Annotated in this window: 15 protein-coding genes; 11 read left to right on the forward strand and 4 right to left on the reverse strand. The window is 47.5% G+C overall.

From position 1 onward, the window contains the following. Positions 1-4: 4 nt before the first annotated feature. A complete protein-coding gene (locus HY200_06040) occupies positions 5-511 on the forward strand; it encodes an NADH-quinone oxidoreductase subunit B family protein (protein MBI3594503.1) in 507 nt (168 codons plus the stop codon). A gap of 171 nt (positions 512-682) precedes the next feature. Continuing rightward, complete coding sequence (locus HY200_06045) at positions 683-2,029, forward strand: phosphoglucosamine mutase (protein MBI3594504.1); 1,347 nt, start codon at positions 683-685, stop codon at positions 2,027-2,029. 64 nt (positions 2,030-2,093) lie between these two features. On the opposite strand, the gene HY200_06050 is transcribed toward HY200_06045, so the two are convergent. Next, a complete protein-coding gene (locus HY200_06050; GenBank protein ID MBI3594505.1) occupies positions 2,094-2,342 on the reverse strand; it encodes a hypothetical protein in 249 nt (82 codons plus the stop codon). A 164-nt stretch (positions 2,343-2,506) separates the two neighbouring features. Between HY200_06050 and HY200_06055 the strand changes: the two genes are divergently transcribed. The 6 genes from HY200_06055 to nagZ all read left to right on the forward strand — a co-directional run bounded on the left by HY200_06055 (position 2,507) and on the right by nagZ (position 7,891). After that, positions 2,507-3,436, forward strand: a complete 930-nt coding sequence (locus HY200_06055; protein MBI3594506.1) for a patatin-like phospholipase family protein — start codon at positions 2,507-2,509, stop codon at positions 3,434-3,436. 32 nt (positions 3,437-3,468) lie between these two features. Further along, on the forward strand, positions 3,469-4,020 hold the full coding sequence (locus tag HY200_06060) for a YqhA family protein (GenBank protein MBI3594507.1): 552 nt from the start codon (positions 3,469-3,471) through the stop codon (positions 4,018-4,020). Between the two features lie 65 nt (positions 4,021-4,085). Beyond that, positions 4,086-4,520: a protease inhibitor I42 family protein gene (locus HY200_06065; protein MBI3594508.1), complete on the forward strand. Its 435-nt coding sequence runs from the start codon at positions 4,086-4,088 to the stop codon at positions 4,518-4,520. Positions 4,521-4,585: 65 nt separating this feature from the next. After that, a complete protein-coding gene (locus tag HY200_06070; protein ID MBI3594509.1) occupies positions 4,586-5,215 on the forward strand; it encodes a radical SAM protein in 630 nt (209 codons plus the stop codon). A 31-nt stretch (positions 5,216-5,246) separates the two neighbouring features. Then, on the forward strand, positions 5,247-6,752 hold the full coding sequence (locus tag HY200_06075) for a leucyl aminopeptidase (protein MBI3594510.1): 1,506 nt from the start codon (positions 5,247-5,249) through the stop codon (positions 6,750-6,752). A gap of 8 nt (positions 6,753-6,760) precedes the next feature. Beyond that, positions 6,761-7,891 carry a beta-N-acetylhexosaminidase gene (gene nagZ / locus HY200_06080; GenBank protein MBI3594511.1) on the forward strand — a complete coding sequence of 377 codons (1,131 nt, stop codon included), beginning with the start codon at positions 6,761-6,763 and terminating at the stop codon, positions 7,889-7,891. On the opposite strand, the gene HY200_06085 is transcribed toward nagZ, so the two are convergent. After that, complete coding sequence (locus HY200_06085) at positions 7,888-8,301, reverse strand: hypothetical protein (protein MBI3594512.1); 414 nt, start codon at positions 8,299-8,301, stop codon at positions 7,888-7,890. The two genes, nagZ and HY200_06085, sit on opposite strands and share 4 nt — an antisense overlap. A gap of 205 nt (positions 8,302-8,506) precedes the next feature. Between HY200_06085 and polA the strand changes: the two genes are divergently transcribed. From polA to HY200_06100, 3 genes are read left to right on the forward strand one after another with little or no spacing between them, the layout of a single operon-like run. Continuing rightward, positions 8,507-11,122, forward strand: coding sequence for a DNA polymerase I (gene polA / locus HY200_06090; protein MBI3594513.1), 2,616 nt, complete (start codon positions 8,507-8,509; stop codon positions 11,120-11,122). A 19-nt stretch (positions 11,123-11,141) separates the two neighbouring features. Further along, positions 11,142-13,271, forward strand: a complete 2,130-nt coding sequence (locus HY200_06095) for a tetratricopeptide repeat protein (GenBank protein ID MBI3594514.1) — start codon at positions 11,142-11,144, stop codon at positions 13,269-13,271. Next, on the forward strand, positions 13,202-14,701 hold the full coding sequence (locus HY200_06100) for a M48 family metalloprotease (protein MBI3594515.1): 1,500 nt from the start codon (positions 13,202-13,204) through the stop codon (positions 14,699-14,701). The genes HY200_06095 and HY200_06100 overlap by 70 nt, the downstream gene beginning before the upstream one ends. 6 nt (positions 14,702-14,707) lie before the next feature. Here the strand turns inward: HY200_06100 and larE are convergent, their stop codons facing one another. Further along, positions 14,708-15,529, reverse strand: coding sequence for an ATP-dependent sacrificial sulfur transferase LarE (gene larE / locus HY200_06105; GenBank protein ID MBI3594516.1), 822 nt, complete (start codon positions 15,527-15,529; stop codon positions 14,708-14,710). Position 15,530: 1 nt separating this feature from the next. Beyond that, on the reverse strand, positions 15,531-16,892 hold the full coding sequence (locus tag HY200_06110; GenBank protein ID MBI3594517.1) for an insulinase family protein: 1,362 nt from the start codon (positions 16,890-16,892) through the stop codon (positions 15,531-15,533). Positions 16,893-16,896: the final 4 nt, after the last annotated feature.

The following is a 16,896-nucleotide window of genomic DNA, read 5'->3' on the forward strand; positions in this document are numbered from 1 at the left end:
ACTTATGTTTCGAATTATAAAAAAGAGCTTAAGAAAGGGGATCGTTACCGGAACCTATCCGGAATCAGGAATGCCGGCTCCTGAAATTTCTGATCCCCTTAAAAAAAAGATGAAGCTATTCAAGCGTTCCCTGACGATCCGCGAGGTCGATACCGGATCGTGCAACGGGTGCGAAATGGAGATGAACGCGTTGATCAATTCAATTTACGATGCAGAGCGGTTTGGCATTCAGATTGCGGCGTCGCCCCGGCACGCCGACGCCCTGGTCGTGACCGGCCCCGTGACCGTGAACATGCAAAGCGCGTTAAAGAATGTTTACCGGATGACCCCTGATCCCAAAGTGGTCGTTGCACTGGGAGATTGCGCGATGAACTGCGGGATGTTTAAAGGATGTTATGCCGTGACCGGTCCGGTACATAAACATATTCCGGTTGACCTTTCGATTCCCGGCTGTCCGCCCAGGCCGAGTGAAATTCTCGAGAGTCTGCGAACACTCCTGGGCCAGAAATAACAGAGCTCTTGCAAGATGGGCCGCACATCTTTTTTAATGAGTAGACCTTGAGAAAATTGCCACAGACCTTGACCTGCAAGATGAATTCGTTCGAGAGCGGACAAGAATTCTGTTATACTGGGCAAAGCTTTTTAATTTTATTTCAGGTTCGGGTTTGAAAATCAAATGAATATGAAAAAAATATTTGGAACCGATGGAATCCGCGGAATCGCCAATGTGGAGCCGATGACCTGCGAAACCATTACAAAATTGGGTCGGGCGGCTGCCTACATTTTCAAGATTAAGAAAGGGCGGCACCGGATCGTCATCGGAAAGGATACCCGTTTGTCCGGATACATGCTGGAAAGTGCCTTGACAGCAGGAATCTGTTCTATGGGCGTAGATGTTCTCCTGGTGGGTCCGATGCCGACACCCGCGATTGCACTCATTACGCGAAGTCTGAGGGCGGATGCGGGAGTCGTCATCTCGGCCTCTCATAATCCCTTTGAAGATAACGGAATCAAGTTTTTCTCTCCAGAAGGTTTGAAACTGCCGGATGAAATGGAGCGGCAGATCGAAAATCTCCTCGAAAGTGGCGAGATCGACTCGATTCGTCCGACCGCGGCAGAAATCGGAAAGGCATTTCGAATCGATGATGCCCGGGGAAGATATATCGAGTTTGTCAAAAACTCGGTTCCGAAAGGGATGGATTTTCAAGGATTAAAGATCGTGATCGATTGTGCCCATGGCGCGGCTTACAAGGTGACCCCATCGGTTTTCAGGGAATTGGGTGCCGAAATCATCGTGATCGGCGACAATCCGGATGGCACGAATATCAATAAAGAGTGCGGTTCCCTCTATCCGGACAAAATTCAAAAATTGGTTAAGGAACATGGCGCCGATATCGGCATTGCGCATGACGGCGATGCCGACAGGGTTATTTTTTCGGATCATCGGGGCGAGATCGTCGACGGCGACCAGGTTATGGCTGCCTGTGCGCTGGAGTTAAAAAAGAACGGTTTATTGAAACAAAACACGGTTGTCGCAACAGTCATGAGCAATTTGGGGCTGGAAGTGGTTCTCAAGAAGTCGGGTATTCAATTGATCAGGACCCCGGTGGGCGATCGCTACGTTCTGGAGAAGATGATTAAAGGGGGATATAACTTCGGGGGAGAACAGTCGGGACATATTATATTTCTTGACTACAATACGACCGGTGACGGTTTAATCACAGCGCTTCAGGTGGTGTCACTGATGAAGAAAAGCGGAAAACCACTGGCGGAGTTGGCCTCGTGTATGACGCTCTATCCGCAGGTGCTGGTGAATGTAAAAGTTGCAGAGAGAAAGGAATTGAGCGAGATTCACGGGTTCTTGAATCATCTTTCGGTGGTAGAAGGGAAGCTGGGGGAAAGGGGCCGCGTCCTCGTCCGATACTCCGGAACCGAGCCGCTCATCCGGATCATGATAGAAGGAGAAGAAAAAAGAGCGATTGATTCGATGGCGAATGATCTTGCAGAAACGATCAGGAAAGGATTTTAGGTCGTGTCCGTGAGGGGAAACAGGCCGAATGTCGTGAGTTGGGTCACCAAACACGTGCTGCCGATCAGGACGATTTATCCGAAGAATCTCCTATATGGAGTTTTGCAATCTCATCTTTGAATTTCAGAATCCACTCTTCGAGTGGATCGGTCGATTCCACGATAATTTCATATTTTCCATTCTTCAGTTTACGGACTTTTCCGGGATGTTCCGGACCAAGCGGTATCTCAATCATTTCCCTTGAAATGCCGAGTTCATCCGTGACGGAAAAGATCTGAAATATTTCTTTCATTCCCACAATTTTTAACGCCATCTATTTTCTCCTCGATCGGTTTCGTATCTCATTTTGACCAATTTACCATACCTTTTTGTCCAGAGACCACCCTCTTTATTCTTGAAAATAGATCACTTTTAACCTAATCTGATTGAAATCACTTTTTTTATGTTTATGTGAAGTGCTACTCGCGAAGGAGTTGAATGAGATTTGGAATTTATTTCTGTCCACTATTAATCGGAGTTTTCTTGTCGGGATGTGTAACTGCGAAGAAACCGGCGCTTATTCAACCTGAACTCCCTTCTCCTGTTCCTAAAATTGCCCTGGTATTGGGTGGAGGGGCGGCAAGGGGATTCGCCCATGTGGGTGTCATTCGTGCCCTGGAACAGGAAAAGATCCCGATCGACATGATTGTGGGGACCAGTGTGGGGAGTCTGATCGGATCGATCTATGCAGATACCCGAAGCAGTTTTGAGCTCGAAGTCATTGCTTTCAAACTTGAAAAGGATGATCTTTTCGATTTTTCGGTTTTTTCCTCGACGACCGGACCGGTAAAAGGAGAGCGTCTGGAAAAATTTGTTCAAAATAAGGTGAAGAAGCAAAATATTGAGGATCTTTCAATTCCTTTTACCGCGGTCGCCACCAATCTCGCGACGGGAGAGAGGATCATGCTGGATCGCGGGTCCGTCGGACGGGCGGTCAGGGCGAGCAGTTCAATTCCGGGCGTATTCACTCCTGTCATTTATCAAAATATGACCCTTGTTGACGGGGGGGTCGTCGATAATGTGGCCGTTGATGTTGCCCGGGCAAAAGGAGCGGATATTGTTATCGCTGTCAATATCGGCAAAAACGTCATCAATAAAGATGTAACGAATATTCTCGATATTACGTTGCAGGCTGTCAACATTATGTCGTACGAGATTTCAAAATTCAAGGTTTTAGGCGCGGATATTCTGATTGAACCGGGTGTCGGAGAGGTCGGAATGATGGACTTTAGCCGCAAAGAATTTTGTATGAGAGCCGGAATCGACGCAACAGAGAAAATGATTCCGGAATTGAGAAAAAAGATCGAAGAGTGGGTTGTTCAACAGAAAACAGATCCAAAAAACAGAATTCTCATAAAGAATCCTTAGGATCGGATTGATCCGGAACAGGGTGGAGTGGAATGAATCGACTCGAGTGGCTATTTGAGAATTTATTATGGAAAAGCCGGTATATCGTCTTGACAGCGGTTGTTTCGAGCCTGGTTTCCTCTTTTATTTTATTTTTCTTTGCGACAGGCGAAGTCTTTGGAATGTTGGGAAAAGTCGTTTCAAAATATGTCTTTGCCCGAAGTGAGCAGGTCGTGACGCACATGCCGGATGAATTTCACAATGACCTCGTGAGCACGGTTATCGGGGCGGTGGATGATTATCTACTCGCGACGGTATTACTCATTTTTGCCCTGGGCTTATATGAGTTGTTTATCAGCAAGATCGATCACGCCGAGAAAGATGCGCAGTATGGTTCCAGAATCCTTTTGATCAAGAACCTGGATGATTTAAAAGATCGCCTGGCAAAAGTAATATTGATGATATTGATCGTGACTTTTTTTAAGAATGTGATTCATGCCACTTTTGAGCAGCCCCTTCATATTCTCTATTTGGGAGGAGGCATCCTGTTTGTTGCCTTGGCCCTTTATTTTACACATCGTTCTAACGTTTCGGAGAGACCGTAGTACGAATTTGAATTAATCTTTTTGTTTTTATTCATAAGGGGTTTCTTTCCGTTTACGGCAGATTTTTGGGTTTCCCGGATGAGAAAGAATCCAGTTCAACCGGCCATTCGGCGGGGTTTGAAAAACTTGACCGTTACCCCTATTTCAGATATATTTTCTCCAGAAAAGAATTCTCCTTCAATCCAGAAATGAGGTGGCGATTGCCAGTGACTGAGCAGAAACCGAAAATTATTCGCACCCGGGTGAACCATCCATTTTCAATCCGGCTATGGGAAGATCGAACGACTGCAAATGTATGGCATGTCGAATTTGATCCTCTTGTTTTAAGCAAGCTGGATGATGATTTTCAACGAACAACCATAGCGACGACTGTGGATGCAGGAAACCGTATTTTTGAATTTAAGGCGTTAGTTCCGGGAATCCATAATCTTCTATTTACAAAAAGGATGGGGGTCGTCGTAACAGAAGAACGCCGCCTCTTCCAGGTGACAGCCGACTAGACCGTCAATATTGGATTCCAGAAAATGGGCATGCCGCAGGTCATTCCCTATCGACGATCAATGATATGATAATTAATGAAATCTTTTACAGTATTCAGGGTGAATCTACTTATTCAGGCCTCCCCTGTGTCTTTGTCCGAACGACCGGATGTCATTTAAGATGCAGTTGGTGCGATACCGAATATGCCTTCGAAGAAGGAAAATCCATGTCGGTTGAAGAGATCATCGATCAGGTTGAAAAATATGGATGCCGGCTTGTGGAGGTGACGGGAGGAGAGCCGCTGCTTCAAAAAGAGTCGTTTGTCCTGATGAAAACCCTATTGGATCGAGATTTCAAAGTCCTCCTTGAAACCAGCGGTGCAGTCGATATCGGACCCGTCGATCCGAGAGTCCGAATTGTGATGGATGTGAAATGTCCCGGAAGCCACATGGCCGACAGGATGATCTGGAAAAACTTCTCCCGGCTTAAAAAGGAGGATGAATTAAAATTTGTCGTCGCAAATCTGGACGATTATGAATGGGCAAAGGAAGTTTTGATCAAGTGGAAGCCGGATCAGGAAGTTATTTTTTCTCCTGTTTTTGGCCAGCAAAATCCTCGGCAACTGGCTGAATGGATTCTGGCGGATCGATTGCCGGTCCGTCTTCAGCTCCAGCTTCACAAAGAGATATGGTCCCCCGAAATGCGCGGCGTCTAATATTGTTTTAGTCAATCAACGAAAGGTCAGAATGGAAATTAAAGTCATTAAGGGGAAAATTTTTCAATCCGAAGACCCGATCGTTATCCTCCCGGTCTTTTCCGAAAAAGGTTTGGAAGGAAATGTAAAATCCGTTGATAAGCTGTTGCATGGCGCGATCTCGGAAATTTTTCGCTCTGGCGAGTTTAAAGGAAAACCAAATGAGCTCTATCTCCTTCAGACCCGGAGAGGTCTTAAATCACATCGGCTTCTGATGGTCGGTCTGGGCGCCCGGAAAAAGGCGACGCTGAATACACTCAGGGAGGCCTTTGGCAAAGGTGCTGTCTTTATGCGGAGCCGGGGTTTCAAGAAATTTTCATCTCCGATTTCATCTGATCTATTAATCAAGGAAAAAATGCGGGACTGGGTCCAGGCAATGGTTGAAGGTGTCATTCTGGGATCTTATCAGTTTAATCAGTATAAAACAGACTCCTCGGAGGATAAGTCCGAAGTTGAGGAATGGACCCTCCTGGTAGAAGATGAGAAGAAATTGTCTGAAGTCAAGAAAGGGGTCCAGGTCGGCAAGATTCTTTCGGAAGGGGTGATGCTTGCCAGAGATCTGGGGAATCAACCTTCGAATGTGGTGACGCCCGGAAGACTTGCGGAAGAAGCGATCAAAATAGGCCGGGAACTTCCGGTGAAAATCACCATCCTGGAACGGGAAGATATGGAAGATCTTAAAATGGGCTCTTTCCTGGGAGTTTCCAAAGGAAGTGAGGAACCTCCCAAGTTTATTATCCTGGAATATTCGCCCATGGCTAAGGCGCGTCCGACCGTTCTGGTTGGAAAATCAATTACATTTGATTCCGGCGGAATTTCGCTCAAACCCGCCGAAAAGATGGAGCAGATGAAAGGGGATATGTCAGGCGGGGCTGCGGTCCTCTCCTCGATTAAAGTGGCCGCCCAATTGAAGTTGCCGATGAATCTCGTCGGAATTCTCCCCGCGACTGAAAACCTTCCGAGCGGCACAGCGACCAAGCCGGGCGATATATTAACCTCCCTTTCCGGACAGACTATCGAAGTCATAAATACCGATGCCGAAGGACGACTCATTCTGGCGGATGCCCTGACCTATGCCCGCCGTTTTAAACCGGAAGCGCTTATCGATATGGCGACCTTAACCGGCGCGGTGGTCATCGCACTGGGAGGAGAAGCCATTGGAATGTTGGGAACGTCGGATGATCTAAAAGAGAGATTTAAGAAAGCAGGTGAGAAAACGGGAGAAAGAGTCTGGGAGCTTCCTCTTTGGGAAAAATATTACGAACTGATCAAAAGCGATGTGGCCGATATGAAAAATACGGGGGGACGCGGGGCAGGAACCATTACCGCGGCCGCGTTCTTAAGCAAATTTGTCGAAGAGGGAACCCCGTGGATTCATCTCGATATCGCCGGGACAGCCTGGACGGAATCAGATCATCCCTATATACCGAAAGGAAATTGCGGCATCGGGGTACGATTGTTAATCCAGTTCTTGATGGATTCCGCCGCGAGAAGGTGAAAGCTAATATGGAAATCAGAGATCTCATCGGTCAATTTCTTTTTGTCGGTTTTGAAGGGAAAAAGCCATCAAAAGAGCTGATCGAGATGATCAAGAAATATAAAATCGGCGGCGTCATCTTATTTAAGAGAAATATCGAATCCCTTCCGCAGTTGGTTAAGCTGACATCAGACCTTCAAAAATTATCCGCTCCCCGGTCACTCTTTATCGGCATTGATCAGGAGGGGGGGAGAGTCTCGAGGCTTTCCAGGGAATTTACCCTGTTCCCGGCGATGGAATTCTTGGGGAAACTGGACGATATCTCTTTAACCTATCGTGTCGGTGAGGTCACCGCCAAAGAACTCAAGGGAGTCGGAATTAATGTCAATTTTGCTCCCGTACTCGACATCCACAGCCAGAAAAAGAATCCCATTATCGGAGACCGTGCGTTCGGTGAAACGCCCGCTTTAGTGAGCAAGCATGGATTGGCCCTGATTATGGGGCATGAAGATAACGGCGTCATGCCCTGCGGAAAACATTTTCCGGGCCATGGCGATACGACAACGGATTCCCACAAAACCCTTCCCCGGATTGATCACTCGCTGGAACGGCTCCTCGATTTTGAAATGAAACCGTTTCAACATGCGGTCGCGAACCGTCTGGAAGCTGTGATGACGGCCCACGTCCTTTATACGCAGCTTGATCCGGATCATCCCGCTTCTCTTTCGAAAAACATTATTTCAAATATTTTGCGCAATGGAATGAGATTTGACGGTCTGGTTATCAGCGACGACCTGGAAATGATGGCGATCCGGGACCATTATTCGGTCAAAGAGGCAGCGGTCAGAGCGATATCAGCCGGCTCAGATACTTTGTTGGTCTGTAAAGAAGCAGCACTTCAGATCGAGGCCTATGAGGGAATATTGAACGCTTTTGAAAAAAATATACTTACCCAGGAACGACTCACCGAATCGTTAGACCGGATCTTCCGTCTGAAAGAAAAGTATGCTGGTCTGATCCCCCCTGTTCCGAAATTGAAGCAGGCCCTGGCCATCGTCGGGAGCGAATCTCACCGTGCCGTACTCTCAAAGGTTTTGGAATTTTCAAAGCGGAAAAGCCCCTCGCCCGTTAAGTCCTCCCGTCACACTGTCAACAGCTAAACTGCTCCCAGGGCCTTTGCGGTTTTCGCAACATCTGCAGGTTTTACCCACAGAATCGCCCCGTATCTTCCTCCACCTGCGCAAAGAGCATCGATTGCCGTGATGTTGATTTTAGCGTCACCCAATCGGGTGACAATATCCGCAATGGCGCCCACGCGATCGTCACCCTGAAAGAAGAATCCCGATTTTCTGGCACCCACTGCCAGGCCTGCCTTTTTCGCCGCTATTTTAAATGCATTCGTATCTTCGGGAATGAAGTCCAGCTGGGCCCGACGGCCTTCCGGGAATCCGCTGAAGGCGAGTAAATTGACCCCTTCACTTTTAAGCGCTCCGAGAATTCTGGCCGCTTCACCCGGTTTATTGGGGACTTCCATCTTAAAGTAATCGACTTTTCTGATTGTATCGGCCATCTGAGCACTCCCTTCAAATGTTCATCGCGAATTCGCACGCGACGAGTTGATTGTTTTGCCAATGGATTGACCCATTAGACCTATCACACTGAATTTTGAAAAGTCAATCAGATTGCGAATGCCCGACCCGTCAATTCAATCCGTGTTGATGAAAAACGCTAAAGGGTAGATTGAGTGTCTCAAAAAGGTATGTTAAACTGTCGAAATGCAAAAACGCCCTCTCCTCTACCTTATTGACGGCAATTCGTACATCTATAGGGCCTTTTTTGCTGTTCCTCCTTTAAAATCGAGCTCTGGTTTTCCGACCAACGCCATATTTGGATTTGTCAACATGCTCCGGAGTGTCTTGAAGGAGAAGAAACCGGACTATCTGGCCGTTGTGTTTGATCCCAAAGGCCCAACACACCGGACCGCTGCCTACTCCGAATACAAGTCGCACCGTCCTCCCATGCCCGACGGTCTCATTCCTCAAATTCCTTATATTCACAAGATCGTAAGGGCCTTTAATATTCCTCTTCTGATGGAAGAGGGGTTTGAAGCGGATGATTTAATCGGTACCTGCGCCAGGAAAGCGGCAGACCATCACTTCGACGCGGTCATCATCTCTGGTGATAAAGATATGATGCAACTGGTTTCTCCCCATATTTCAATCTACGACCCGATGAAAGATAAAATGATTGACGAAGACGGGGTTGTCGGCCGTTTTGGGGTCGGTCCGGACAAAGTCATAGATGTCATGGGTTTGATGGGAGACGCAAGCGATAATATTCCGGGTGTTCCGGGAATTGGGGAGAAGACAGCCGTTAAGCTGATCAAGGAGTACGGCTCGATTGAGCAACTGTTGAATTTATTGGCTCAGATGAAGCCATCAAAATTGAAAGAGAATCTGATTCAGCATGCCGAAACGGCGAGGCTGAGCCGAAAACTGGCGACTATTGACCTTCAGGCCCCTCTTCCGGTTGAAATCGAAGATTTGAAGGTCGTTCCTCCGAATCTTGAAAATCTCAAAATTCTATTTGTGGAATTAGAGTTTTTCTCTCTGATCAAGGCCTTCGAAGAGGTCCCGGCCCGTGATTTCGCATATACAATGATCCGGTCTTCCGATGAGGCGGAACAGTTCCTGAACGAGGCAAAAGAGGCCGGGCAAATAATCCTGTTTCCCGTATCGAATCGATCTGAAGGAGAAGATGAAGTTCTTCAGGGTCTTGCTCTGGGAATTGGAGGGCAGGAAATCGTTCTGCCTGTCTTTCTAAATCGCCCCTTTTTTCATTCGGAAAAAATGAGACATCTCCTGGAAGATCCCGCTATTCGGAAAACAGGACATGACCTCAAGTATTGTTTCCTGTTGCTTCAGAAAGAAGGCGTGAAACTTGACGGGATTTATTTTGACACCATGCTTGCGTCCTATCTTATTCACCCCAATCAACATCGTCATGCTCTCGATGAGATTGCCATGGAGCATCTCCAGGTGAACTGGAACGGTCCTCATGACAGGAAAAGGGCGATGGATCTGGCTCTGGCGGCACCTTCTGCATGCGAAGCGGTCTCGCTGTTAGGAAAGTTAAAAGACGTCCTCGCCTCTCAACTTGAAAAGTTTGAATTAAACCGGCTTTTTTTTGAACTGGAAATGCCGCTGGTGACTGTCCTTGCGGAAATGGAATGGACTGGTATAAAACTCGACATTTCGCTTCTGGAGACTCTTTCCAAGGAGTTGGAAATCCAGATCGAAAGACTCATTGAAAATATCTACCGCCTTTCCGGAGAGCGCTTTAACATCAATTCTCCAAAACAGCTGGCTGAAATCCTTTTTGAACGGCTTAATCTTAAACCGGGGAAAAAAACCAAGACCGGTTACTCGACGGATGAAAAGGTTCTGACCCAACTCGCCCTTCAAAATGAACTTCCTGGAGAAATTCTCAATTACAGACAGCTCACGAAGCTGAAATCGACTTATGTCGACGTTCTGCCCAAGCTCGTCAAGCCTTCGACCGGACGTCTCCATACGACCTTTGATCAGGTGACCGCAGCAACGGGAAGGCTCTCCAGCAACAATCCCAATCTTCAAAACATTCCCATCCGGGGGGAATGGGGATTGAGGGTCAGGGATGCATTTATTGCGGACCCCGGCTGGATGATGGTTTCAGCCGACTACAATCAGATCGAACTGAGAATTCTGGCCCATTTGTCCCAGGACCGCCAGTTAAGCCAATCGTTTAAAGAGGGAGAGGATATTCACCGGAGAACCGCCTCCCAGATTTTTCAGGTGGCTCCGGATGCGGTGACCCGTGAAATGCGAAGGGCCGCAAAGACGATTAATTTCGGAATCCTGTACGGAATGGGTGCGTTTAGTCTTGCCTCGGATCTCGGCATCACCGTTGCGGAAGCCAAGAAATATATTGAAAATTATTTTAAGGCGTATCACGGGGTCAGGAACTATATTGATCAGACGATTGCGGTGGTAAAAGAAAAAGGGTATGTGACCACATTGCTAAACAGAAGGAGGTCGATTCCGGAACTTAACAGCCCTGTCGCATCTGTCCGTTCGTTCGGTGAAAGACTTGCAATTAATACGCCTATTCAGGGGAGCGCAGCAGATCTCATCAAACTTGCGATGGTATCCATAGGAAAGAAGATCAGGGGGTCGCAAGGTAAAATAAAGATGGTTTTACAAATCCATGATGAGTTATTATTTGAGGCCGCAGAAAACGACCTCGATGAAATAAAGGGGTTTATCCGAAAAGAGATGGAAGAAATTATCAAACTGTCTGTTCCGATTACGGTGGATATCGGAGTCGGCCATAACTGGAGGGAAGCTCATTAAGAAACGACCTGCAAAAGAATTGACGCCTGAACAGAAAAGGATTATTCAGGATAAATATCGCACCCACAGTGATAAAGAATTATCCCGCCTTCTTCGATTGGATAAAGTATCTATCCGTGCCGTTCTCGAAGACCTTGGCCTGACTAGAGACGCGCTTTCGGCGCAAAAACCGGTTTCCATTCAGTTTCATCTTGTCGCGATTCTATTTGTCATTTTTTCGATTCTTATCGGCTACGGCCATACCATCCACTACGCATTTCATTTCGATGATTTGAAATCTTTTGTCGATACGCCGGGCAATCATATCAAGGAATTGACCTGGAGCAACATTTCTCCGATTCTCCATGCAAACCGGCCGGTGGCCAACTTGACTTTTGCGCTCAATTTCTATTTTGACCGCCTTGAAACACGCGGATACCATATTTTGAATATCCTGATCCATATCGGATCCACGCTGGTCATTTATTTCTTGTTCCTCCAGACGCTTTCCCTTCCGGGTTGGGGAAAAGGAGGCCCGCTTGGAGTGGAATCAGATGAAGTCGGAACTCTCCAGCCTGAAAAAATCGCGTTAATCGGCGCCCTGCTCTGGGGAGTTCACCCCGTGCAGACCCAGGCGGTGACGTATGTTGTCCAGCGCATGGCGAGCCTGGCCGCCCTCTTCTACCTGGCGGCTCTCCTTTTCTATGTTTACGGAAGGCTCACATTCGGGACGAAGGCATTATTCTGGTATGGGCTTTCTGCTCTTTCGGCGATATTGGCTTTTGGAACGAAGGAGAACAGTTTGACCCTGCCGGTCGTAATCTTTCTCTACGATCTTTTTTTTATCAGTCGGTTCAATATTCATTTTTCGCGAAAGCAGGTTTATGTTTTCATCGGTATCCTGGCCGGAGCAATTATTGGATCCGGGTATATCATTCAAACCTATATCGGCACGAATTCCTTTGTTGGAATGCTTTTGGCGAATTACGGAACGGAAGAGATGGATTCTTTTTTAAGAGTCATGAGCGAATGGAGGGTGGTTGTTTTCTATCTTTCTCTTCTGATTCTTCCCCTTCCGTCGCGTATGAATCTCGATCCGGATTTTCCATTTTCAAATGGCCTATTTAATCCGGCCACCACTTTTTTTTCATTCTGTCTGTTATTGGCCCTCTTCGCATTTTCTATTTTAAAATCCAGAAAATACCCTTTGATTTCCTATGCGATACTCTGGTTTTTCATCAACCTGGCGATGGAGTCAACTTTTATCAAACTCGATCTGGTTTTTGAACACCGGCTCTATCTTCCTTCCGTGATGTTATTTCTCCTGGTTCCGCTGGCAGGGTATCGTCTTGCAAACCGTTTCAGGATTCAAAAGGAAGTGGTGATCTTCTCGATTGCCGTTCTCCTGGCAGCGGTCCTGCTCTTTATGACCCATGAACGAAACAAAGTCTGGAAGACATCGGTCTCTCTCTGGTCGGATGTGGAGTCCAAATCGCCCAATAAATCCAGGGTCAAGAATAATCTTGGAAAAGCCTATCTTGAAGAAGAGCGATGGGATCAGGCGCGGGACAAATTTATCGAATCAATCAAGCTGGACCCCAAAAATCAGGAGGCCTTGAATAACCTGGGGAATGCATACCAGCGCGAAGCGAAATACGACCTGGCGATTAAGTACTATGAAGAGGTATTGAGGCTGAATAATAACAATCCCTTAGCCCATAACGACCTTGGAGTGGCCTACCAGAACACCGGAAAAAGCGATCTGGCGATTCGGGAGTTCTTGGAGGCCGTTCGACTCGATCCTTATTACACGGATGCCCGAAATAATCTCGGAAATATCTATCTGATTACCAATCAGCTCGACCTGGCCATCGTCCAGTATCAAAAAACAATTGATTTGAATCCGAAACATATGATGGCGCATACCAATTTGGGAATTCTTTACCAGAAACAGGGCAAGATGAAGGAGTCTCTTGAGGAATTCAAAATCGGATTGAGTTTAAATCCGCATTCATCAATCGCCCAGTTTAATTACGCCTATATGATGGATATGATGGGTCAAAAGAACGAGGCTATCGCCCATTATGAAGAGGCGATCAAATGGGCCGCGCCCCAAGATGCCGGCCAGATCGAGGTCGTGAAGAGAAGACTAAAGGAAATAAAGGGCTAATTCCCATTCTATACCTTCCCAATCGATACATCCTGCTCCTGGTGGGAGCAATCGCTCTCCTGTTTTTGACCCGATGTGCCCTGCCACAATTACCGGAACAGAAGCGATCCGAACCCGCTCTCCCCCCTCTCCGGTTGACCGAAGAAGTCACCCGATCCAAGAAACTGGGAAGAGAATTTCTCACTGAAGCGAGAAAACAGTTTAAGTTTGTCAAGGATCCTGATGTGGTGGACGCAGTCAACCGGATTGGCAACTCGATCCTTTTGGCCAATGGCGAAGAGCCCCAGGCCTATCATTTCCTGGTTGTTAAGGAGAATATTCCCAACGCGTTTGCGGTGCCGGGAGGTTATATCTTTGTGTTTGACGGGCTTCTGTCGAGGATGAACAGCGTCGATGAACTGGCAGGCGTCTTGTCTCATGAAATCGGACATGTCAAAAAGGATCATTTCTTCAAAGAAGACAAGAAAGCCACTTTTGCAAGCCTGGCCGGCATTGTTGCGGCTCTTTTGACCCGGGAACCCGGAGCCGCGGTGGCAGGCGCACTGTCCGCGGAATCGCTGGGGCTCTCTTTCAGCCGCGAACATGAACGCGAGGCGGATTCAATCGGTCTGAGGTTTCTAAATCAGGCCGGGTATAATCCCGAAGGACTTTATCACTTTTTCAAGACGCTTCAAACCTATGAGAAATACAATCCTTCTTTAGTTCCGGCTTATTTTTCGACCCATCCGGCGGTTGAAGAACGGGAGGTGACGATGCAAATGTTCATCCGTTCACTTCCTCCGCCTCCGGGAGATGCGGCTCCGGTTTCTCTTGATTGGGAACGGATCCGGGCACTGGTTGAAATTGAAAATGATCCCAATAAACCGATTTCGGATTTCCTTCTGGATCCTTTCAAAAAAGGGGTCCCGGAGGTTAAAAAACATTATCTAGCAGGTCTCTTCTACCAGAAGAATAATCAATTCCATGAATCCATCGCCGAATTGAAACAGGCCGTCAAAATGGATCCCGGATCATCGCTCAATCACTCCAGCCTGGCATCGGCTCTGTTTAAAGGTGATCGACTGGATGAGGCCAAAAAGGAAGCCGAAACGAGTCTGCTGCTGGATCCCGGGAATGGCGAAGGCGAGATGGTGTTGGGATTCGTCTGGGAAGGGAAAGGAAATCCTCCGGCTTCGATAGAGCATTTCGAGAAAGCCAAAATCTTGCGCGGAAAAGATCCGATGATTCATTTTAAATTGGGGAGTTTATATACGGCTTCAGGAGATCGAAAAGAAGCCTCCTGGAATCTTGCGCGGTACTACCGATTGGAAATCCAGCCCGAAAAGGCGCTCAATGAACTTGAAAAGGCGAGAGAATTATTCGCAGGAGACCGGGTTTACCGTTCCAGGGTGGAAGAGGAGATTCTGGATATTCTCAGAGAAGGGATTTAACCGTTCCTAGATTGTCCCTGCCTGCGGGGACGAGGATCCGTTTCCCCCGCCCGGGCGATATCCTTCCAGATCAAGCGTGACCCACTTAAAGCCCTCTTTTTTTAGCTGACTGACAATCTCTGTTCGCAAATGACTATTCAAAAAAAGGTGCATTTCTTCTTTGGGCACCTCTATCCGGGCGATCTCGTCATGATGCCGCACCCGGACATTCTGAAATCCGGCGATGTGAAGCTGCGATTCCGCATTTTCAACCTGGAGAAGCTTTTGGTGGGTGATTTCGTGTCCCATAGGAATTCGGGAAGAGAGGCAGGCGGACGCCGGCTTGTTCCAGATTGAGAGGCCGAGCCGGCAGCTCAGCTGTCGGATCTCGCTTTTTGTCAATCCGTTCCGAAGAAGCGGTGCGGATATCGTCATGTCATCGGCGGCACGCATTCCCGGCCGGAATTCATTCAAGTCGTCATGATTCGCCCCATAGGCGATCGTTTTAAATCCGTTTTCAACAGCCACTTTTCTGAGGTGTCCGAACAGGGTTGATTTGCAAAGATAACACCTGTTTTCACGATTGGAAGTGTAGCCGGGTATTTCGAGCTCATCATATTCGATCGTGAAATAGGGGGCCCCGATCTCGCGAACCGTTGTTTCCGCTGAAGCTCTCTCCGTCCGGGGAAACGAGGGCGAAATGGCCGTGCATCCCGCGGCCTTATTGCCGAGAAGATCGAAAGCGATCTTTAAGAGAAGTCCGCTATCAACGCCTCCTGAAAAAGCGACCAGCAGGGATTCGTATTGGGCCAGTTCACTTTTAATTCGATTCAGCTTATATTCGAGCATATCAACGTCCTGTTCCCAAACCACCATCCGTAGCAGACTGAATTTTGGCTTCAGACTGCTTTCCGACTGCAACCAGGATAAAATGATCCGGATCGAGATATTGCCTGGCCACTCTCTGTATGTCTTCGAGCGTCACTTTCTGAATCCACACGGTATATTTGTCGAAATAATCCAGACCCAGGCCATAAAACTCCTGGGAGATCAGGATGCCGGCGAGTTTAGAATAAGTATCCATTTTCAATGGATAACTTCCGATTAAATAATCTTTGGCTTCCTGCAGTTCATCGGGCGAAACCCGTTCATTCTGAATCTTTCTGATTTCGCTTAAGACTTCAGAAATCGCATCATTCGCAGAACCATTTTTCGTCTGAAACATGACCCTGAAACTTCCTGTTTCAAAATAGGGATAAAAATGGCTGTCCAGCCCATAGACCAGACCTTTATTTTCACGGATATTGGCAAGCATTCTGGACGAAAAACCGCCTCCCCCTAAAATGTAATTCATCACCTGCAAGGGATAGTAATCCGGATTATTTCGGCTGATACCGAGATGGCCCAGAATGACAGAAGTCTGGGCAAGCTCTTTATCAATTAAAATGATCTCCTTTTTCATTGATTTTTCCGGGAGGGGATGTTTGGGCGTGAAAAGTGCTTTCGGCAACCAGGAACCAAAATGTTTTTCAATCACTTTTTTCGCTTCAGCCGGAGTCAAATCTCCGACCAGAACAAGGATTGAATTCTTCGGATTATAGAAACTCTTGTAAAACGATTTCAGATCTTCCGAAGCGATACTTTTAACGGAAATGTCATCCCCTGCCAGCGGCTGGTGGTAGGGGTGTTCCCCGAAGACCGCCTTGTCGAAGGCAAGGGAGGCGACTGTTTCGGGATCGTCTTTCTGGTCCTGAAGACGGCTCAGAAGCTCATTTTTTTCTCTTGAAAGTTCACGATCCGGAAACTGCGGATGAATAAGAATGTCGGAGAAAAGTTCCATCCCTTGTCCCAGATCTTTTTTTAGAAGTTTCGTTGAAAATGAAATGTAGTCCACGCCTGGAGAGACGCCAAAGTCGGTTCCCATTTTATCAAACGCGTCGGCAATCTCTTTGGACGTCCGGCTTTCCGTTCCGTCCTCAAGGAGGTTGGCCGTGAGATAAGCAAGGCCGGACTTGTTTGCGGGATCGAGAATGGAGCCGGCACGAACCAGAAGATCAACCTGTAACATCGGCAAAGTATGATCCTCAAGGAGCAAGATCGTCATTCCGTTCCCCAACTCGATTTTTTGTGCGCCAATTGCCCCATAGACTGGCGGTCCCGAACCGATCAAACCAATCACAAAAAGGGCAAGAATGTGAAATTTCAAGGGCATGGCA

It is taken from the genome of Nitrospirota bacterium, assembly GCA_016194305.1.
In the GTDB taxonomy this organism is placed as follows: domain Bacteria; phylum Nitrospirota; class Nitrospiria; order JACQBW01; family JACQBW01; genus JACQBW01.